This is a genomic window from Sphingobacterium sp. BIGb0116, from assembly GCF_024808035.1.
Lineage (GTDB): Bacteria > Bacteroidota > Bacteroidia > Sphingobacteriales > Sphingobacteriaceae > Sphingobacterium > Sphingobacterium paramultivorum.
Genome location: NZ_JANUDT010000006.1, coordinates 22,877 through 42,029, shown reverse-complemented (window position 1 = coordinate 42,029; position 19,153 = coordinate 22,877). Strand labels below are relative to the sequence as shown.

Here is a 19,153-nt window from a genome sequence, read left to right as displayed (position 1 = left end):
CACACATTTGTTTCAGTCTATTTTCAAGCATGGTTCAATTTAAAAAGATATTAGATGTGGAAGTCAAAAATAGGCCGAGTGGGAGCTTCTACTTCTTTAGAAAATAAACACCTATGAATAAGGGGAAAAGGTCTACGATAAAATGCTGAAATAGTGAAGAAATAAAAATATAAAATTCTTCATTATTTCATATTGGTTTGTTCAATACCTATTCTACCTTTGTATTGGCAAACAATTATTAGCCTCCTAGATAAAATGATAAAAAAACTAATCTTAAGCACAGTACTAGCTTATGCTGGAACTACCTGTGTTATTGCGCAGCAACCCACATTTTTGTCCCATCCGACGTTGAGTCCCGATGGTAAGGAAATGGTTTTTAGTTACGAAGGTGACCTTTGGAAAGTAGGGAGCCAGGGTGGTGTTGCAGTTCGGCTGACAGGAATGGAAGGAAATGAGATCAATCCACGAATTTCCCCTGATGGAAAATGGCTAGCGTTTTCGGCCAATCAAAATGGTAACATGGACGTCTATGTGATGCCTTTGGCTGGTGGAGATATACGGCAGCTTACATCGCATGATGCTTCGGATGAAGTAGACAGCTGGAGCTGGGATAGTAAGTCACTTTATTTTACGTCATCGCGTTATAATAGAATGAGTGCCTTTCAAGTTGCTTTGGATGGCGGAACGGCAACAAGGTTGTTTCCTCATGTCTTTAATTATATCAGTAATGTAGTGCCAACACCTTCAGGAGAATTATTATTCAATGATAGTTGGGAAGGCTACAGCTCGGCCAACCGCAAACGTTATAAAGGTGCTTTCAATCCGGATATAAAGTCCTATAATCCAAAAACAAAAGCTTTTCAGCAATATACAGATTATATAGGTAAAGATTTTTGGCCGACAGTAGATCAAAAAGGAAATATTTTCTATGTGTCCGATGAAAGCAATGGTGAGTACAATCTCTATCAAATAGCGGGAAAGTCGAAAACCCAATTGACATCTTTCCCAGAGTCTATCAAGCGTCCGTTTGTCGCGGCAGATGGTAGTAAGATCGCATTTGAAAAAGGCTACCAGCTTTATATTTACGATGTCAATGCAAAGAAAACCATACAGCCCAACATCGCGCTTAACCGCAATCAGGTTCTGGGAAAGCTGAAAGAGTTTAACATTTCAGGTAGCATCAGTAATTTTGACGTTTCACCGGACGGGAAAAAGATGGCATTTGTATCCCGTGGGGAATTGTTCGTTTCGGATATCGAAGGAAAGTTTGTTCGTCAGATGCCAAGTCAAGGGGAGCGCATCATGGAAGTTAAATGGCTTAAAGACAGTAAAACATTGCTCTATAGTCAAACGTATCATGGGTATCAGAACTGGTTTTCACGCACAGCAGACGGTAAAGGAGAGGTAAAACAATTGACACAAGATCTGCGTAATAATCGGGATATTACATTCAATGCAGATAAAACAAAAGCGGTATATCTCAGCGGACGTGATGAAGTTCGTCTATTGGATTTGACAAGTTTGAAGAGCCAAACAGTAGTTAGAGATGAAATCTGGGCATTTCAAAATTCTTCACCCTCATTTTCTCCCGATGGAAATTATCTTTTATTCACGGCTATACGCAATTTTGAACAGGATATCTTTGTGTATAACCTGAAAAATGAGCAAACGACAAATTTGACAAATACAGGTGTTACAGAAGCAGCACCATATTGGTCTCCTGATGGTAAATACATTTATTTTGCGAGTAATAGGACTAAGCCTTCTTATCCTACTGGTATGCAAAACTCAAGCATTTTCCGAATGGCATTGACCAACTTTGACCAACCTTATCGTAGCGCAAAGTTTGATGAATTATTTGTAACAGCTGAAAAGAAAGATACGACAGTAAATAAAACTGGTGCAACTAAGAAGGAAGATGCTACTAAGGATAAGAAGAAAAATGATGCCGACAAGGTAAAGTCAACCGCAACAACAGCAGCCGAAGCCAAGAAAGCTGTTTTGGTCCAATTGGATTTAGAAGGATTGCGTGACCGAATTGAGCAAGTCAGTCCAGCATTTGGAACACAATCTGATCCTTTGGTGATACAAAAGGGCGATAAATCCTATTTGTTCTATGCTTCCAATCATGAAGGAAAATATAGTACATATCGTACCGTATATGAGTTATTTACACCAGCCAAAAGCGAGAAAGTCACAGATGGAGGCATGGGGCAATTTGTAGAGTCTGCAGGCAAGTACTTTGTGTTGAGTCGAGGAACAATTCAGAAATATAATCTTGATTTGAATAAGCTTGATGCGGTCACAATGAGTTTTAAATTCAATCGGGATCTTGAGAAAGAGTTCAATCAGATGTTTTATGAGACATGGGCCAATCTGGAGGAGAATTTCTACGATAGCAATTTCCATGGTGTAGATTGGACCGCTGTTAAAAAGAAATATGAGAAATATCTTCCAGGCATCAACGATAGGACAGATTTGCGTATCCTCTTAAATGATATGTTGGGCGAACTCAATTCGTCACATTTGGGTTTCAGTTCTATGGGACAGGAAGAACGTAAGCCGTTTGGTTTTGTAACGAATGAAATCGGTGTGATCTATGATACAAGCAACCCTTATAAGATTAGCTATATCGTTCCGAATGGCCCCGCAGCAAAGAAAGAGGCTGATATTCATGCTGGTGATATCCTCATTGCGATTAATGGAACAAAATTGAATACGCAGGCAGATCGCGATAGTTATTTTACTTGGCCTTCATTGGAAGAAGAAATCCAATTGACCTTGAATCGTAATGGTAAGGAAATTCAAACAAACATTCGCCCGGTATCAAGCGCTGTGTTTAGAGACCTACTCTACGACCAATGGATTAGAGATAACCGAAGTCGAGTTGATCAGTTGAGTAGCAATAAGATAGCGTATTCACATATGAAAAACATGTCGGATACTGAATTACAAAGGTTCTTGATCGACATGGCTGAACAGGAGAATAACAAACAAGGGATTATTTTAGATTTACGGTATAATACAGGCGGAAATGTGCACGATGAAGTTTTACGATTCCTGTCACAACGCCCTTACTTACAATGGCAATACCGAGGCGGTAAACGTGCGCCACAAAGTAATTTTGCGCCATCTGCCAAGCCTATTGTTTTATTGATTAATGAGCAATCGCTGAGCGATGCTGAAATGACCGCTGCGGGCTTTAAAGCCCTTAAATTGGGGAAAATCATTGGTAATGAAACCTATCGCTGGATTATTTTTACTTCTGCTAAAGGCTTAGTCGACGGATCAAACTATCGACTTCCGTCTTGGGGATGTTATACCCTTGATGGTCAGGATCTCGAGCAGACCGGAGTTGCCCCCGATATTCTTGTAAAAAATACAGTACAAGATCGGATGGAAAATAAAGATCCGCAGTTGGAAAGAGCGATAAAAGAAATTCTTGACAATATAAAATAGGGAAGTAACTGTTAGAATTACTTACTGTAAATAGGCTGTCCAACTTTTTTTGGACAGCCTATTTTTTTTAACGTCTCATGTTTTTATGAATACGACCTTCTGATTTTCGCTATTTATCGCCCTTCAGCGTATAATTTGCCTCATTCGGTTAATTTACTTCATTTGGTCCCACCCTTTGCTCAGTGGAAGTTAATAGACGATTTTAAGCAGTTTTATTTTTTTAAGTACCTGTTTATCAGTGTTTAGTTGTTTTGTGCGCTGTTTCATTATGAAATTGGCGATTTTTCTGCATCCCTTCTCAAAATATAAAGCAATATGGAAAAGATTATATTACAGGTAAAAGAATCTTGCTCTGCAGATTGGGGTAAGATGACGCCACAAGAACAAGGCCGTTTCTGTGGTCAATGTGAGAAGATGGTTGTTGATTTTTCACAGATGAATGATCAGGAAATTGTGGATCAAATAAAAAAAGCCAGTAGGGGGTTATGTGGCCGATTTTATGAAGATCAGTTGATGCGCGAATTGGATGCTACTATTTCTTTTTCTAAAAACCCTATTTGGCAAGGAAGGTGGACAGGGATTGCTGCGGGCCTCCTATTGGTTGGATCCTTGAGTTTTCATACTGCTCAAGCACAAAACAAACTGACTGGAGAAGTTGTCGTTGTCCAAACAAAAACGAAAAATGATCAGATAAAGAAGCAAGGTCGGGGCAACTCATCAACAAATGATAATTCAGCGTTAAAAGGAAGCCATGATAGTACTAAGGTAAGCATAAAAGGTAAAGTTGTTTGTGCTGGAAACGATGTAAGTATGGTGGGCACAGAAGTATCCTTAGGAAATTATCGTACGAAAGTGGATGAAAATGGAAATTTTCAACTTTGGGTACCGCAATCTTTGTTTCGAGTAGATCAAGAGCTCCGTGCACAGATGCTTGGCTATAAAACTGTTGTGATTCCATTCAAAAAAGGGAGTAAAATGCAACTGGATAAACCAATAGAAATGGAAGTTAAGCCAATGATTATGGGAAAGATCGCTGTGGTGGGGACGCAAGGCAATATTGGGCGAAAGAATAAATAGTTTAATTGTCTTATTTTGGTCTGTTTTTTATCGGGCAGCTGCCAAAAATCTCGCTTGAATGTCATAAAAGTCAAAAAAATATTCTTTTCCACTTGACTTTTTCTACGGTGAACCTTACATTTGGATTATCGAATGACTTCGTAGCTCAGTTGGTAGAGCAACAGACTCTTAATCTGTGGGTCCTGAGTTCGAGCCTCAGCGGGGTCACTTTCAAAAAAGCCGTTTTACAAATGTAAGATGGCTTTTTTTGTGTCTAATGCAAGTTGGATTATTACCGTTGTGCAGATATTAACTTTAAATCGTTTTTCCGGCGTCGGATGCTATAATTTTCGGATAACTAATCCATTATTTCTATCAGCTATCGCGTATTATTTCTGCTAGGAAAACATAAAACTCTTTAATCTGTTATTAATTCAGCGAATTTATTACGTAAATTTGTATTTCAGACGATAAGCTTATGGAAGACAAGAAGATTTCGATATTGTACGTTGACGACGAAGAAAACAATCTGTTTTCTTTTAAAGCGACATTTCGACTAAAGTATAAAGTGTTTACGGCAATTAGTGGTGCCGATGCAATCGATATTGTCAAAAACAACCAAATACATATTATCATTACTGATCAACGGATGCCGGAAATGACCGGTGTAGAGTTTTTGGAGGAGATTATTAAGATCAATGCAGCCCCAATGCGTATCCTTTTGACAGGGTATACAGATATGGCGGCTGTCGTTGATGCTGTCAATAAAGGAAAGATCTTTCATTACCTCAATAAGCCGTGGAGTGAAGAGGAGCTCGATCAAACGATTCAACGCGCTTATGATGTCTATGCTGAGCGTCAAAAGATTGTGGAGACGAATTCTCAACTTGAGACTTCAAATGATCAGTTGGAGTTTCTGCTGCGACAAAAGCTACTTTCCTAAAAGATTATAATTTTAGGAAAGGCAACTTTTATTTAAAATGTCTGTTTGCTTTCTGATACTCTTCGCTACAATTGCATAGGATTGCGGAAAGTGAGCGGCCTTATTTGCTCGGTATGATGACTGTAAAGGTTGTGCCCTGATTTGGCTGTGATTGCACTTCAATTTTTCCCTGTAGTTTTAAGAGTGCGTTCTGAACATTATACAGCCCAAATCCCATGCCCTTAGCTTGATCACTTGCTCTAAAGAATAATTTAAAGATATCTTCAACATACTCTGGAGATATGCCTATTCCGTTGTCACTCACAATAATTTTAGCTTTACGTTCTGATACGAATACGGAGAGTTTGACGAACTGGTTTTCCTGCCCTTTACGTTGGTATTTAAACGCATTAGAAAGAAGATTATGCAAAATTAGTTCTAGAAGTGCTTTATCGCCGCTAAAGATCTCTTTTTGATCCACTGAAATTTCAAAAGCAACATCTTTATTTTGCGTGTACATACTGTAAAACTGACGTATATTGTCAAAGAGCTCTTCGAAATTTATGGCTGACAACATAAGCTCGCCTCTTCGTAAGAGATAATAGTCTCGCAGACTGTCAATATAAGCATCTAAGCTGACCAATGAACTATCCATTAGTGATAACAACTCATGAATACGATCTATGCTGTCAAATTCTAACCCAAGTTTCACCGCAGAAAGAACCCCTGTCAATGGATCACGAAGATCATGACTAACACTATATGCGAATTTATCTAATTCATCATAAGCTTTTTGCAGCTCTTGATTCTTAACTTCTAGCATAGAGTTTGCAACATAAAATTTATTTGCTTCTTCTATAGCGGAAACGATTTCTTCATTCATCCAGGGTTTTCGGACAAACCTAAAAATATGGCCCTTGTTAACTGCATCAATTACAGTTTCCATATTGGCATAAGCCGTTAAAAGAATACGGATTGGTTTTGGAAAATCTTTTTTAATGCGGTGCAAAAAATCGATGCCCATCTCATCCGGCATACGTTGGTCACAGAAGATAATACGGATATCAGGATGAGCATGAAGGATCGTTTCGGCCTCACTCGTATTGGATGCTGTATGGATAGCGTAATCGTATCTAAAGTTCGCTTTAAAGCTAACCAAATTGTTTACTTCGTCATCGATATATAATATTTCAAGCTCCCTCTGCATAATTTTATTATATGGTTTTATTCCCTTACAAAAGATATGAAAAAATAATAGTTAATTGAACTATTTTCAGTTTATAGCGGTATTAATTGTTTTGTTGAATTGGAATGAGGAGTGTAAAACTTGTGCCCTGTCCCACTTCTGAATCTACAATAATCTTCCCATGATGTTTCGCAATGGTATTATAGGCAATGGACATTCCCAAACCAGTACCTTCGCCAACGTCTTTCGTTGTAAAAAATGGTTCAAATATCCGTTCATGGATTTCTTTTGGAATACCGATACCATTGTCTGCGATTTTGATAAACACAGCTGTATTATCCTCTTTAACTCCGGTCTCAATACATATTTTACCACCAACATCGTGATTAAACTTTTTATTTACGGCGTAAATAGCATTTGTCACGATATTCAAAAAGACTTGATTAAGTTTTCCTGCATGACATTCGACCTTTGGCATATCGCCATAGATCTTATCAACTTCAATCGTGTTATTTAATAAACTATTGAGGATAACCATTGTTGACTCCAGCCCCTCATTTAAATCGGCAAATTTTAATGTATCCTCGTCTACTCGCGAGAAGATCCGCAAACTCTTTACTATTTCGGCAGTCCGATGGGCCCCATCATGCATTCCCTTTAATAGAAAATCTACCTCTGTTTTCAGATAATCGATATCCTGATCATTTTTGAATTTTTTGATCTGAGATTGCTTTTCAGTATCGGATATCCCTTCTTTAAAAGCGATACGCTCTACTTCCTCCAGCGTTTCCCAGATCATCTTAATATCACGTTTTAACGGAGCGACATTAGACGTAACAAAGTTGATTGGGTTGTTGATCTCATGAGCAACCCCAGCAGTCAATTGACCAAGGGAGGCCATCTTCTCGGCTTCGACAAGTTGAGATTGCGTTTCCTTTAAGTGAGTAAGAGTGGTTTGTAGAGACTCATTAGATTCTGTTAATTCACGTGTCCGCTCATCTACTTTTTGTTCCAATACAATATTTTGTTCACGTATTAACTTCTCGTTTTCTAACGAGATTGCTAATTCCCTGATTTGTGATGCTTCTTTTTCTTCTTTTAAAATATTGATACTATAGGCTAGACCGAAGGACAATAAGGCCATCTCCACAACAGATGCAATTTGTACAGCATTGCTCGTAAAATCGTTATATTTTAAGATGCCATAGTCTTTCAGTAAAAACACGACAGAACCTAATAATAAAATTGTCCAACCGTAAACAAAATATTTAGCCGGTTTATAACCATTTATCATCACACGATAGGATAAGTAAAGGACAAATAAAGACCCAGCCCCTGTTGTTAGCTGCATAACCATGAACGCTGGTTGTGTCAGGTTGAGCAGTGTAAGAAGGCTGCCAATGACAAAAAGGATGATAAAAACAGTAATCACACGTCTTGACCGAGGAGCATTTTTCGGTAATTGAAGAAATGAATCTGCAAAAAGCAGGGCGCATAGGCCTGATAAACATCCAAAGATAATAGGACCCTTTGTTGCAAAATAAATCCAATTTGGCCACAAATATTGAAAACTGTAACCTTTAATACCCATTTGTGTTATTCCTGCACAAAGGACATAAAGGACATAGTACAGATAGCCCCTTTCACGAACAGAAAAAAACAGGAATAAATTGTATATCGCCATAATACAGACAATACCAATATAGATGCCGCTTAACAAACTGTCGTCATTCATCTCTTTTAAGAAACTGCGCTCGTTACTTAAATAGATCGGGAGAATAATCTGTTCCGTACTTTTTATGCGAAGAAAAAAGATGGTCTTCTCATTTCCAGGTAATTGGATATCGAATGCATAATTAGGGACCTTATATTTTCTAGCCGAAAAAGATTGATGCTCGCCCAACTTGATCGAGTTATAATGCCCGTTTGATGACGGTACAAAAAGTTCGACCTCATCCAAGAGAGGGTAGGCAATTTCGAGCAAGAGTTCAAGCTTTTCTTTGCCCTTGTTTGTCACGGGTAATCGAAACCAGATGTCAGCGGGTGATATGCCCAAATTGGGGACCTTGCTTTCTAACGATTGAAAGGAGGAAGCTGAAGTATCTGCAAAGTTAGGCTCTCCTTTCCCGGTATAACGCTCCAGGCCATATCCGATCAATACACGCTGTGTCGGTTTATCGATAATAACCTCTCCAAAACAAGTTGAACTGCACGTAAAAATAAATAAGAAGATCAAGTTAAGCCAGCATTTCATCACTATATGCTATTTTTTTGCTTCGGCAATAACTAAATTCATAGAAACAAGGAAACAACCCGCTTCATCAGCTTGATCCAATGTGTTTTGAAATTCCTCCATTTCAGCTGTACTTAACTTCTCTTTTTCGACCATTTCCAAAAGAATTTTATCTAAGAAAAGATAGCGGTTGGCCTCTTCTTTCGAACGGGCTACCATACAGAATGTTTGCAATTGTACTTGTTTAAAGCCTTGAGACAATAAGTCCGAAGTTAATTTATTCCCAGCCCAGCCATTGTTGACTTTTTCTTCGGTCAAATAATGGCATATCTTAGCCTCAATGTCAACATGCTTACTGTAAAACGTCAGGCTATTCCAAATCGTCTCAACGATCACTAAGGGTTGACCTTCACGCAAAACACGGTGAACCTCAGCAAACATTTTTGGTGCTTCCAGCAGATGTTGTACAACGCGTTCCATTCTAATGCCAGAAATGGAATTATCTGTAAAGCTAAGTTGATAAACTTCACCCTGAACAAAGTCGACGTTCTTTACCTCTGCACTGCTTGTTTTGGCATGCTCGATTAAGGCCTTATCATGATCCAATCCAACAACAAGTACATTATGGCCCAGCATATTAGCCAAATTGATGGCATCCATTCCAGTTCCACAGCCAAGATCGACGACAACCCCCTCTTTAATCGTATTAAAAGGAGTATATGAATGTATTTTTAATTGTTTAAGAAAATCACCGGTATCCATTAAATAGCCGGCACCATAATGTTTAGTGTCCATTATAAGATATTTAAATTACGATCATCTGGTTTATGATCTAATGATGTATGTTTCAGATTTTTAATAATTTCATTTAAATCCCATTGATTGAGATTTGGAATATCGATTTGATAATGAATTTCAATCTCCTTATTCCGTAAAGTTTCTATGCGGACAATATTGGAATTATTACGAAGCGACAAAATTGCATCTTTGTTTTCTTGGTCGGCTTCGGTCAAGGTGTCTAGATTGCGCATAATCATTACGGTAGCCAATAGATCCAGCTTCGGATAATAGAATGTGCCATTATTTCCAACACTTGTATCAATGCGGTAGCCAACACTTTCTGCTAATTTCACCGTGTAAGGAGCACATAAAGCAAAGAGTGATTTAATGCCAACCTGTGTACTGATGGCGGCACCAGCTCTCGTCAAAAATATGCTGCCAATGCCATATCCAGCAATCTCCCTGGAGTTCCAAAGGCCACAACCTTCACCTGTCCCCTGTTGCGCATAATCATAAACAAGGTCTAAGATTTTAGCATCCATCGCTCCCGTGGCCTGTTCAATGGGAAGTGGTTCGCTCCCTCCCGATACGTGTATACGTACTCCACCATAGACTTTATCGCCATCAAGGGATTCTACGATCAGTACGAATGATGCGGGATTGTACATCCAGTCATTTTTGGAAGAAGTTACTTTCTTTACGCCTATAGCAGTTAACACGTGCGCGTGTCCTTCTATGAAACGTTCACAGGTTTGGGGATCGTCGATAGCCCGAAATGCTCTTAGTCTTACTACAGGACGCCCGTCGTTGAATAATAATGCCACCGAATGCTTTGATTTATCGTTTAAACGCAAAACTAATCAATTAAATGCAAAGGTGTTTACTCTTCAAATAAATTATACCGTAATGCAACCGCCTGCACCTAGTGATGGTAAAAATTGTTTGATTCCTTTATCACCTTTAAGGGCCCAAATAGCCCCTTTTAACTGATGTCATCGAAAATACATTTTATCATCTTAATATGCTGTATTTTCGATATACAATAAATTTGACCTTGGAAATATTAACGTTTCTGGAGGCTATTTTTATGAATCTGACCGTCTTTCATGATCAACAGAAAGTTTTTTTCAGGATCTGCCAATAGTTTTAAATTCTTAAGAGGATCTCCGTCTACAAGGATTAGATCTGCCAAAGCTCCTTCTTCTACTATTCCCAGCTTGCCAGGATAAGGACTTCTTAATCCCGAAAGCTGCAGAAGCTCGCCATTGTCTTGGGTAATCATTTTAATGATTTCGACATTTGTAAACCACTTTTGAAGTCGCAAAATAAAAGTATTCTGCAATTTATTCAGGTCCGGTTCAAAAAGGAAATCTGTACCCCAAGCTAGTTTTACCCCATATTTCTTAGCCATAGGCCATACTTTTTCCTGACCTTCAATGACAGGCTTACGCTTGATTCTTCGTTGCGGATCCATATCGGGTGTATCTTCCACAAGATTCTGTAAACTAAGCCAGATATTTTTTTTTGCAATTAGCTGTAAAGTTTCTTCATCGAGCAATTGTCCATGCTCTATACATTTTACGCCAGCTTCGATTGCTCTTCGAATTGCTCTTGGCGTATATGCATGTACAGTGACATAAGTTCCCCAATCTTCGGCTGCTTCTACTGCTGCTTTCATTTCGTCTAGTGTATATTGGGTGACGTCCACAGGATCATATGCTGAGGAAGTTCCTCCACCCGCCATGAGTTTAATTTGACTTGCCCCGAATCTTAGATTCTCTCTTACTGCAGTCAGGACCTCATCACGACCGTCGGCGATGAAGGTTGCTCCATATCGCTCCGCACGAGAGACAACGCCGAAAAAACGACGCGATTTTTCCTCCGGTGTCCGAAAATCTCCGTGGCCTGCGGTTTGGCTTACAACGGCACCAGAAGGCCAGATTCTAGGCCCTAAAATCTTGCCCTTGTCGATCGCTGCTTTTAACGGAAATATGGGGCCACCAACATCTCGTACGCTTGTAAAACCCCGCATTAGCATTTGTTGAGCCGAGAGCCCCACCGTGTTGATCAAGAATTCCTCGGATAGTTCATTTGTCATCATTTGAGGCATTGTCAAAGCTCCAAATACCAAATGGACATGCACATCAATCAATCCAGGTATCAGTGTTTTGCCTTTAGCGTCAATTCTGACGATATTCTTTCCTTGTGCGGCAATAGGGGATGTACTGATGGTCTGAATTGTGTTCCCGTTTATTAAAACATGTTTTGGTGGAGTTAACGTTTGAGTTGTATAGTCGAGCAGTTTGACATTTTCTATTAAAACTTGGCTTTCCTGTGCTTGGATAACATGTACAAAAGCCGAACAAAGAAATAAAGTAAGTAGTTGACCTAAACGCATAGCTTGGAGAATTACGTTAAAATATAATATGACAAATCAATTTTAATTCAAGCTGACTAATGTGCTTGAAAAAATATCTTCTAAGTTAAATTATAAATTCAATATATTTCAAATTTTTCATTATAAATTTTGGCTCTGCCAGCCTTTTTTGAAGAAGTCTTTGTGTAATGTACGCTGTTAATCACAAGAAAAATGCTAAATTTATCCAATCATGATATATAAAAAATCTATTATAAATTATTTAAATATCGTAATTCCCAAGATTGTCTCCATAAGAGAGCTGCTCACCTATGCCCTCTTACTCGGCTTATCAGCTTATGTATTCCTACTGGTTTTTCAGCCATTTGGAACGTATAATTTTGAGAATGTCTATAAATTTAGCTTGTTATCCGGATACGGGGCGATTTTATCCATTGCATATGCCTTAATTTCTATCGTCTTGCGTAAAAAAAGGGGAACAGTTGCGATAGAACTATTTCGTATTTTTCTTGTGTTCCTATTATCAAGTTTTTTAAATTTCGTCTATCATGGTTGGTTCATCAATCAGGCGCCTTTGCAGTGGAATAACCTACCCTATATTGTATGTTATACGTTTTCACTTTACAGCCCTATTGCAGCGATTTATTTTTTGCTTCGAGTTGATAAGCGTCATTCGAATCATGAAAAGAATAACTCGTCGATGGAAAGTCTTTCAATAAAGCCAGCTATGATATTGAGCCAAGCGAATGACTGCCATTTGGCTCCGGTCGATATTCCTAATGGTAATCAACTGTTAAAGTTGCTGCCAAGCGATTTTATTTTTGCAAAATCAATGGATAATTATTGCATGATCTACTTTAGGAAGGATGGTATGGTAAAGAAGCGGATGGTACGAATTACGTTGAGCCGCTTATCTGAACTGTTGAATACAATGTCTATTCACCGATGTCATCGGTCCTTTCTTGTCAATTTTGAAAAAATCCTTGTAAGGGAAGGGAATGCCCAAGGTTTTTTGTTACGTTTTGCAGATACTGAAGATTGTGCTGTTATTTCGAGGTCTGCTATAGAATCAGTTAGACCCTATTTGTCGGACTGACCACCACGTTATGGTCAATCGTCCCTAAATCTTGCCATACGCCACATAACTTTGTATACTCGTCTTGGGTAGCATAATTTTGTTCAAAAAAAGATGAACACAAAAAGTTTAAACCTGCTGGTATTATTTCTCTTCTTCGGAATATATTTTATCCTCGATTATTTGTTTTTTGCGATCCTTCAATCCATGATAATCAAGTATGTCCAAAGTAGATTTTTGGGGCATGTGCTGACGTATTCAATTAGCCTTGTACCGTTGCTTTTTGGGGCAATGCTGCTTAAACCGAAAGGGCAGAATGAATTCTTGGAAAAATTTGGGTTGAAAGGTAATTTTTTACTGGGGCTTTCTTTTGGAATAATAGCTACCTTACCGATGTTCTTGGGTTATGCCTTTGTTTTTACCTTAAATCGGAAAATAGATCCAAACGCGCTATTAATAAATAGTGTGTCATCAGGATTCTTTGAAGAAATGATCTTTCGTGCCTATTTTTTTGGTTTAGTTTTTCGCTATACCCGACTAGGTTTTATTCCATCCATTTTAGCTACATCACTCCTGTTTGCTTTACTACATCTTTATCAGAGTCAGGATTTGGGAGAATTGGTCCTGATTTTCGGTATGACTTTCTTCGGCTCTATCCTATTTTCGTGGTTGTATGCTGAGTGGAAGTTTAACCTTTGGATACCAGTAACACTTCATGTTTTGATGAATTCGGCTTGGATGATTTTTGATGTTTCGGACAATGCTGCGGGAAATGGATGGAGCAATTTTTTCCGCTTCTTGACCATCATTGTAGCAATCATAATGACCATTGTCCATTCAAGGAAGTCAAATGGCGGTCTACAAATTGAAAGGAAAAATTTGTGGCTAAAAGATTAAAAATCCGGAGTTTTTTTAATGAACCTTCATAGCTGTAGATATGTTCTTCAAATGATCTCGTCCATATTTGGAATGAGCGTTAGATTTTAGGTTGCCAAAACTATGAACCTTTTGATAATAGCATTGGCTCTCGAAGAACCCCTGAAAACCAGTATTTTTTTTTGGCATGGGAATCGCTACCTTGACCTTTATGAATAGACAGCTATTTTCACTCCTATCTTTATTTCTAGGAACGACGTTATCCATGGGAATTTTGAGCTGTGGACACAATACAAAAGTCAAAGGTGCGGATTTAAAGGATTCTGCTGAACTTAAAACAGTCGCTGTGAAGGATACGATGGCTGCTGCTAAATTTCCTCCTTTGCCAATTGACTTTGACAAGACGAAGGTTTTAAAAAATACCTATGTTGTTGATCGAGCTGGAGCCGAGCTTAGACAAGGCGCGGATAAGGCTGCCTCGCTATTAGGAAGATATCCCTATGGTACCAAGCTCGATGTGATCGGTGAAGAAGGAGAATGGATTGCCGTAATGGATCGTATCCAGCGCGATTATAGCGGGAACAATGGCGAAAAAGGTGATGTAACGCGATGGGAAAAGGTCTATGTAGCGAAGTCCAAGCTGGGGAAACAAGATAAAATTACAATCTCTCCCAAAGATTTAAATTCAATCGTTTCATTGACGATAAATGGTAAAGAAATGCATTACGAAAATGGACATTCTTTAGATAAGTATCTCCAGCTAGAGTTGATTGATGAGCAAACGTTCTTAGCCGCTCGGAATACGGCTAAAAACTACTTGATCAAGGATACTCTGTCTTATCCGAAAAATGGAAAGATCTTGGAATTGCCGTTGACAAATGGGAAAAAGCTAACATTTAAGGATAAGGATATCGATAATGAATTAGAAGCCAGCTATTCTTATAAAGGGCATTACGATTTTTTAAATGCTTTTGCTGTTGATGGGAATTATTGGGAAAGTGCTGATGTGCGGCTTTTTGATAAACAGGATGGTCATCTTATTGTGGAATGTGGGGATTATCCATTCTTCTCTGCCGATAAAAATTACCTGATGACCTTACACGCCGACCCCTATGAATCGACGGGCGACCTGCAGCTCTTCCACGTGAAACAAGGAAAGGTGACACCGATGCTTTTTATTAGTTTTAAAGAGTGGATGCCAACCTGGAAAGAAGAGTTAATGTTCTGGGGCAAGGACGGTTGTATCTATACTGCTGCCAACCATGTAGACGGTTACTGGGGTGAAGAAGGATCGCTGAACGAAAGATCACAGTTTATCAGAATTAAGATATTACCCCATTAAACAGGCACAAACCATACTTTTATTGGTTTACTGCAGGTGTATATATTTATTGTTTTTCTGTTTTAAGTAAAACTATTCTGGCATGCACCTGTTGTATTCCATAAAATAGATTATAGTTTGTAATTTAGCTGGATGAAACTAAGAATATTATCGTTATTTACTATCCTTCTTCTCTTTTCCACCTTGTCTATGGCACAAGATAAGCCATGGAAACAGCATAATAGATGGATTTGGGGTCCTTCAGTAGGGTATCAGTATCAAAGTGGTAATTTTCTGAAAGTTTCGGGCTGGGGCTTATTTGCACCTAATGATTTTCAATATATGAAAATTGATGCCGGAGCCAATTTCAGCTGGATGGAAGGTAAAACGACTGTTATTCCAGAGCTGGGTTTTACCTACTACCTAAATGATTTTGTTGTTTTTCCTTTTTTGAAAGCGGAGTTAACACCTTACACCATAACGCCAAAAGTTGGTGCCAGTCTATTCTCTATTGTGGATCTGGGAATAGGTTATGGATTTGATTACAATACTAAGAAAAATTTTAAGCCGATTGACGGAATTACCATTTCAGTAGGGGTAAATATTCCGCTCAATTTTCATATTTATTAATTGAAAAATGCGCAGTAAGACAATTTATAAACTCCTAGGGTCACTTGTTGTGTTGTTAGCTATAGTTAGCAACCTAAAAGCGCAAGACCACTTAATCGGTCCGACGTTGAGCTACCAGTTTCAAAAAGGGAGTATAATAAAAACTGGTGCTTATTTCGCTTTTCCTTTTATAGGAGATCATATTTTGCGAGCAGATGCCACAGCCAACTTTACTTGGACACAAAGGAAGTTTGCCGTGATACCTGAGGCTGCAGTAACGTATTATCCTCAAACATATGTCTTAACTCCCTTTGTTCGTGCAGAGTTTACTCCGTATACCTTTACGCCCAAAGTTGGAGTGAGTTTGGCCACATTGGTGGATATCGACTTTGGTTATGGATTTTCCATCAATGAAAAAAAAGATTACAATCCGATAAAGGGGTTCGCGGTGTCTCTGCGATTTAGTATTCCGCTAAATTATCGAATCAATATGTAGCTTAGATTCATGAATCCCCCTTCGCTTGGTTTACCTTCCAAAAAGCTAAACTTGACAGGATCATTTTTTATGATAGTCTATTTCGCTTGCAAAGTAATTGTGCTAAAGCACTTTTAAGGAACGACTAGACTAATTGTCAAGCCAGTTTTTGAAAGCCGTGACTTTCTCCCGTGAAACAATGAGCTCATCCGATTCATAATGCTTAAGGTATATTTTCAACCGGGCATTAGAATGTACAGCAATATTTTTGATAGCATCAAATTGAACTATAGTGCTTCGGTTGATCCTAAAAAAATCTTTAGGGGACAATTGCGGTATCAGGGCGTCCAATGTTTGGTCCAAAAGATAGTTCCCATTTTCATTGGTATAAACATAAGTGCCTTTGTTTTCACTGTAAATACATTCAATTTGCTGGGTGGTCACTACTTTTAGGTTTTGGCCTATTTTGATGGTAAAGCGTTCCTTATATGTTTGGACAGTGTTTCTAAATAAAGCTTCAAAAGGTGCCAGATCGAACTGTGGTTTTGGCTGCCTAAATTGGCGGAATTTTTCAATTGCGTTTTCCAATTCTTCATCTTCAATTGGCTTCAGGAGGTAATCGATGCTATTTTGTTTAAATGCCCGCAACATATATTCATCGTATGCGGTGGTAAAAATAATGGCCGAACTGGGCTTCACCTGCTCAATGATGTCAAATGAAATCCCATCGGCGAGCTGAATATCCAAGAACAGTAGGTCAGGTTCGGTATTTGACATAAACCATTCGATAGATTCTTCCACAGTCTGCAGTACTGCAGATACTGTATAACCAAGATCCTCAAGTTTTCTTCGGAGCAATCTCGCCGACGGGAGTTCGTCTTCTATAATTACTATTTTCATTGCTTTTTTTGCATGCTTATCGATCATCAGACCGTTGTATTGTTTAATTTATTGAGCATCGTTGTGCCCTAGCTATTGTTTTTTGCTGCTATTAGGCCTCGCATGTTTATTTAAGAACAGGTTGCTTTTAAGAGACTATTTCATTGATAATGGGCAGTCCGACAGAAAATAAAATATCAGTTTCCTGAAGATGCACAGATAGATTGGACAGTATAGCGTAACGTTCCTGAATATTTTTCAGACCGATTCCCGAATGATCATGGAGCACTTTCTTCTTTTGAAGAGTGTTTTCAACATAGAGGTAATTATTTTTTCTATAAATCTTCAATAAAAGAGGCTTCTTGACCGAAATAATATTGTGTTTGATTGCATTTTCGATCAGTAATTGAAGGGAAAGGGGTAATATAAAACCAGTATGTTGTTCCGCATTGATCTGTAAATCGATCTGTATACCGGCTTCGAAGCGAAGACTCAAGAGGTTTAAATAGGCCTTTGAAAAAGTGAGCTCATCCTGTAAAGAAACGAGGCTTTTGTCTTTTTGTTCCAATACATAGCGATATATCTTAGAAAGATCCGTGGTAAACATGCTGGCCTTTTTGGGGCTTTCTTCAATTAATCCATTCAATACATTCAGGCTGTTGAACAAAAAATGTGGATCGAGTTGATTTTTGAGCGACTCAAATTGTGCTGTTATTTGCTGTTTTTCCTGATGAGATTCTTTGATTTGATAGTCTTTGAACCTTTTATAGAAATAGAAACCAAAAAAAATCATCGAAATACACCAGGATATCATCGCAGTTTGAAAATAATATGCAACACGTTGTTGGTGAATAAATTGGTGGAAACGCTGCAGGAAATTTTGGGTAACACCGGAGTTAAACAGTCCGGAGAAAAAAGCATTGACAATAAAAACGACCAGTATGGTCAAGAAGAAACTGACACTGTAAAAAACAATCATCTTTTTTCCAAAATCTTTACTGCTTGGGTATTTGTTCCCGACCCATTTCGATAGATAGCTATGACCTAGAAAGAGAAAAAATCCGTATAGTAAACCTCTGACCATATTAGGATGAAAGATGATGGATATCCAAGGGACATCATTGTGGTCAAGTTTGGCCACAACCACAAAATAGATGGTTACGACCAAACTTGCGAGTAGTGCTTGTATAATAGCTTTAAATGGTGCTTTCTTCACAAAGTGTTATTTGCATTCTTTTATCAACTGTTCTGCCCGATCTTTGCCCCATGAAGGTGCAAATGGCGTAGTAATTTTCTCTTCACCGAATAAAGATAGCGCTTTCTTGACATCCTCACATTCTTTGCTGGTATCCTGGTTGAAATATTTTTTTGAGTTTATTTGGAATTCCGCTAGTCCCAATACCGCACGTGGATTGTTTGGAGCAAGGGTGATGGCTTTTTTATATAGCCCTATAATCTTAGGTGAAAGCTCTTTGGCTTTTGTCATTGGATCTGTAATCATCAAGGCCGTTTGGTTCATCGCTCTCAGCACAAGCCATTCTGAATTATTGTCCTGGGCGCTATTGTTTAGTATTTCTTCTGCAGACTGTATATATTTTGCCTGTGTCTCTTTATTTTTCTCCCTGAAGGATGCTGTTGTCAGTACCATGGCCTGATAATAGGCAGGAATCCAATTGTCCTTTTCTGCCTGTGAAATACGTTCTAAAAGAGCGGTCGCTTTCTGCGTCTCACCCGATTGCCATAGGCTCATGGCTTGTCCCATACTTTTTTCAAAATTGCTTTGTGCAAATGTGCTGCCACTTATAAGGCAGATGAGGGCGATAATAAATGATTTCATGATCTTTCGTTTTTAGTAGTAAATATTTTTCTAAGTTATTGAAGTTGGTAATCCTTCTCTGCAAACAG

The 19,153-nt window shown here is 38.5% G+C and carries 16 protein-coding genes and 1 tRNA gene; 9 read left to right on the top strand and 8 right to left on the bottom strand.

The window, feature by feature from the left end; all coding sequences use genetic code 11:
* Positions 1–255: 255 nt before the first annotated feature.
* The 4 genes from M2419_RS15080 (at position 256) to M2419_RS15065 (ending at position 5,458) form a co-directional block, all read left to right on the top strand.
* Positions 256–3,459 carry a S41 family peptidase gene (locus tag M2419_RS15080; RefSeq protein WP_182330585.1) on the top strand — a complete coding sequence of 1,068 codons (3,204 nt, stop codon included), beginning with the start codon at positions 256–258 and terminating at the stop codon, positions 3,457–3,459.
* A gap of 315 nt (positions 3,460–3,774) precedes the next feature.
* Positions 3,775–4,536, top strand: coding sequence for a hypothetical protein (locus M2419_RS15075; RefSeq protein ID WP_159729924.1), 762 nt, complete (start codon positions 3,775–3,777; stop codon positions 4,534–4,536).
* A gap of 134 nt (positions 4,537–4,670) precedes the next feature.
* Positions 4,671–4,743, top strand: a tRNA-Lys gene (locus M2419_RS15070).
* 250 nt (positions 4,744–4,993) lie between these two features.
* Positions 4,994–5,458, top strand: coding sequence for a response regulator (locus M2419_RS15065; RefSeq protein ID WP_046673283.1), 465 nt, complete (start codon positions 4,994–4,996; stop codon positions 5,456–5,458).
* A 100-nt stretch (positions 5,459–5,558) separates the two neighbouring features.
* Here the strand turns inward: M2419_RS15065 and M2419_RS15060 are convergent, their stop codons facing one another.
* The 5 genes from M2419_RS15060 to M2419_RS15040 form a co-directional block, all read right to left on the bottom strand.
* On the bottom strand, positions 5,559–6,644 hold the full coding sequence (locus M2419_RS15060; protein WP_153847956.1) for a hybrid sensor histidine kinase/response regulator: 1,086 nt from the start codon (positions 6,642–6,644) through the stop codon (positions 5,559–5,561).
* A gap of 82 nt (positions 6,645–6,726) precedes the next feature.
* Entirely contained in the window at positions 6,727–8,877 is a 2,151-nt protein-coding gene (locus tag M2419_RS15055; protein ID WP_259255306.1) for a 7TM diverse intracellular signaling domain-containing protein, read from the bottom strand.
* 9 nt (positions 8,878–8,886) lie between these two features.
* Positions 8,887–9,651 (bottom strand): methyltransferase domain-containing protein, encoded by a 765-nt coding sequence (locus tag M2419_RS15050; RefSeq protein ID WP_153847958.1) that lies wholly within the window; start codon positions 9,649–9,651, stop codon positions 8,887–8,889.
* Positions 9,651–10,460: a hypothetical protein gene (locus M2419_RS15045; protein WP_070562848.1), complete on the bottom strand. Its 810-nt coding sequence runs from the start codon at positions 10,458–10,460 to the stop codon at positions 9,651–9,653. Before M2419_RS15045 ends, M2419_RS15050 begins: the two co-directional genes overlap by 1 nt.
* A 239-nt stretch (positions 10,461–10,699) precedes the next feature.
* A complete protein-coding gene (locus tag M2419_RS15040) occupies positions 10,700–12,034 on the bottom strand; it encodes an amidohydrolase family protein (protein ID WP_153847960.1) in 1,335 nt (444 codons plus the stop codon).
* 211 nt (positions 12,035–12,245) lie between these two features.
* On the opposite strand from M2419_RS15040, the gene M2419_RS15035 reads away from it, so the two are divergent.
* The 5 genes from M2419_RS15035 to M2419_RS15015 all read left to right on the top strand — a co-directional run bounded on the left by M2419_RS15035 (position 12,246) and on the right by M2419_RS15015 (position 16,390).
* A complete protein-coding gene (locus M2419_RS15035; RefSeq protein ID WP_259255305.1) occupies positions 12,246–13,109 on the top strand; it encodes a LytTR family DNA-binding domain-containing protein in 864 nt (287 codons plus the stop codon).
* A 93-nt stretch (positions 13,110–13,202) separates the two neighbouring features.
* Entirely contained in the window at positions 13,203–13,985 is a 783-nt protein-coding gene (locus M2419_RS15030) for a CPBP family intramembrane glutamic endopeptidase (protein ID WP_259255304.1), read from the top strand.
* 190 nt (positions 13,986–14,175) lie between these two features.
* Positions 14,176–15,306 (top strand): SH3 domain-containing protein, encoded by a 1,131-nt coding sequence (locus tag M2419_RS15025; RefSeq protein ID WP_153847963.1) that lies wholly within the window; start codon positions 14,176–14,178, stop codon positions 15,304–15,306.
* 132 nt (positions 15,307–15,438) lie between these two features.
* Positions 15,439–15,915, top strand: a complete 477-nt coding sequence (locus M2419_RS15020) for a hypothetical protein (protein WP_153847964.1) — start codon at positions 15,439–15,441, stop codon at positions 15,913–15,915.
* A gap of 7 nt (positions 15,916–15,922) precedes the next feature.
* Positions 15,923–16,390: a hypothetical protein gene (locus M2419_RS15015; protein ID WP_182330587.1), complete on the top strand. Its 468-nt coding sequence runs from the start codon at positions 15,923–15,925 to the stop codon at positions 16,388–16,390.
* Positions 16,391–16,519: 129 nt separating this feature from the next.
* Here M2419_RS15015 and M2419_RS15010 read toward each other — a convergent pair whose 3' ends face one another.
* The 3 genes from M2419_RS15010 to M2419_RS15000 form a co-directional block, all read right to left on the bottom strand.
* Positions 16,520–17,269: a LytTR family DNA-binding domain-containing protein gene (locus tag M2419_RS15010; protein ID WP_153847966.1), complete on the bottom strand. Its 750-nt coding sequence runs from the start codon at positions 17,267–17,269 to the stop codon at positions 16,520–16,522.
* 127 nt (positions 17,270–17,396) lie between these two features.
* Positions 17,397–18,464 carry a sensor histidine kinase gene (locus tag M2419_RS15005; RefSeq protein WP_153847967.1) on the bottom strand — a complete coding sequence of 356 codons (1,068 nt, stop codon included), beginning with the start codon at positions 18,462–18,464 and terminating at the stop codon, positions 17,397–17,399.
* A gap of 6 nt (positions 18,465–18,470) precedes the next feature.
* Complete coding sequence (locus M2419_RS15000) at positions 18,471–19,085, bottom strand: M48 family metallopeptidase (RefSeq protein ID WP_153847968.1); 615 nt, start codon at positions 19,083–19,085, stop codon at positions 18,471–18,473.
* Positions 19,086–19,153 lie beyond the last annotated feature (68 nt).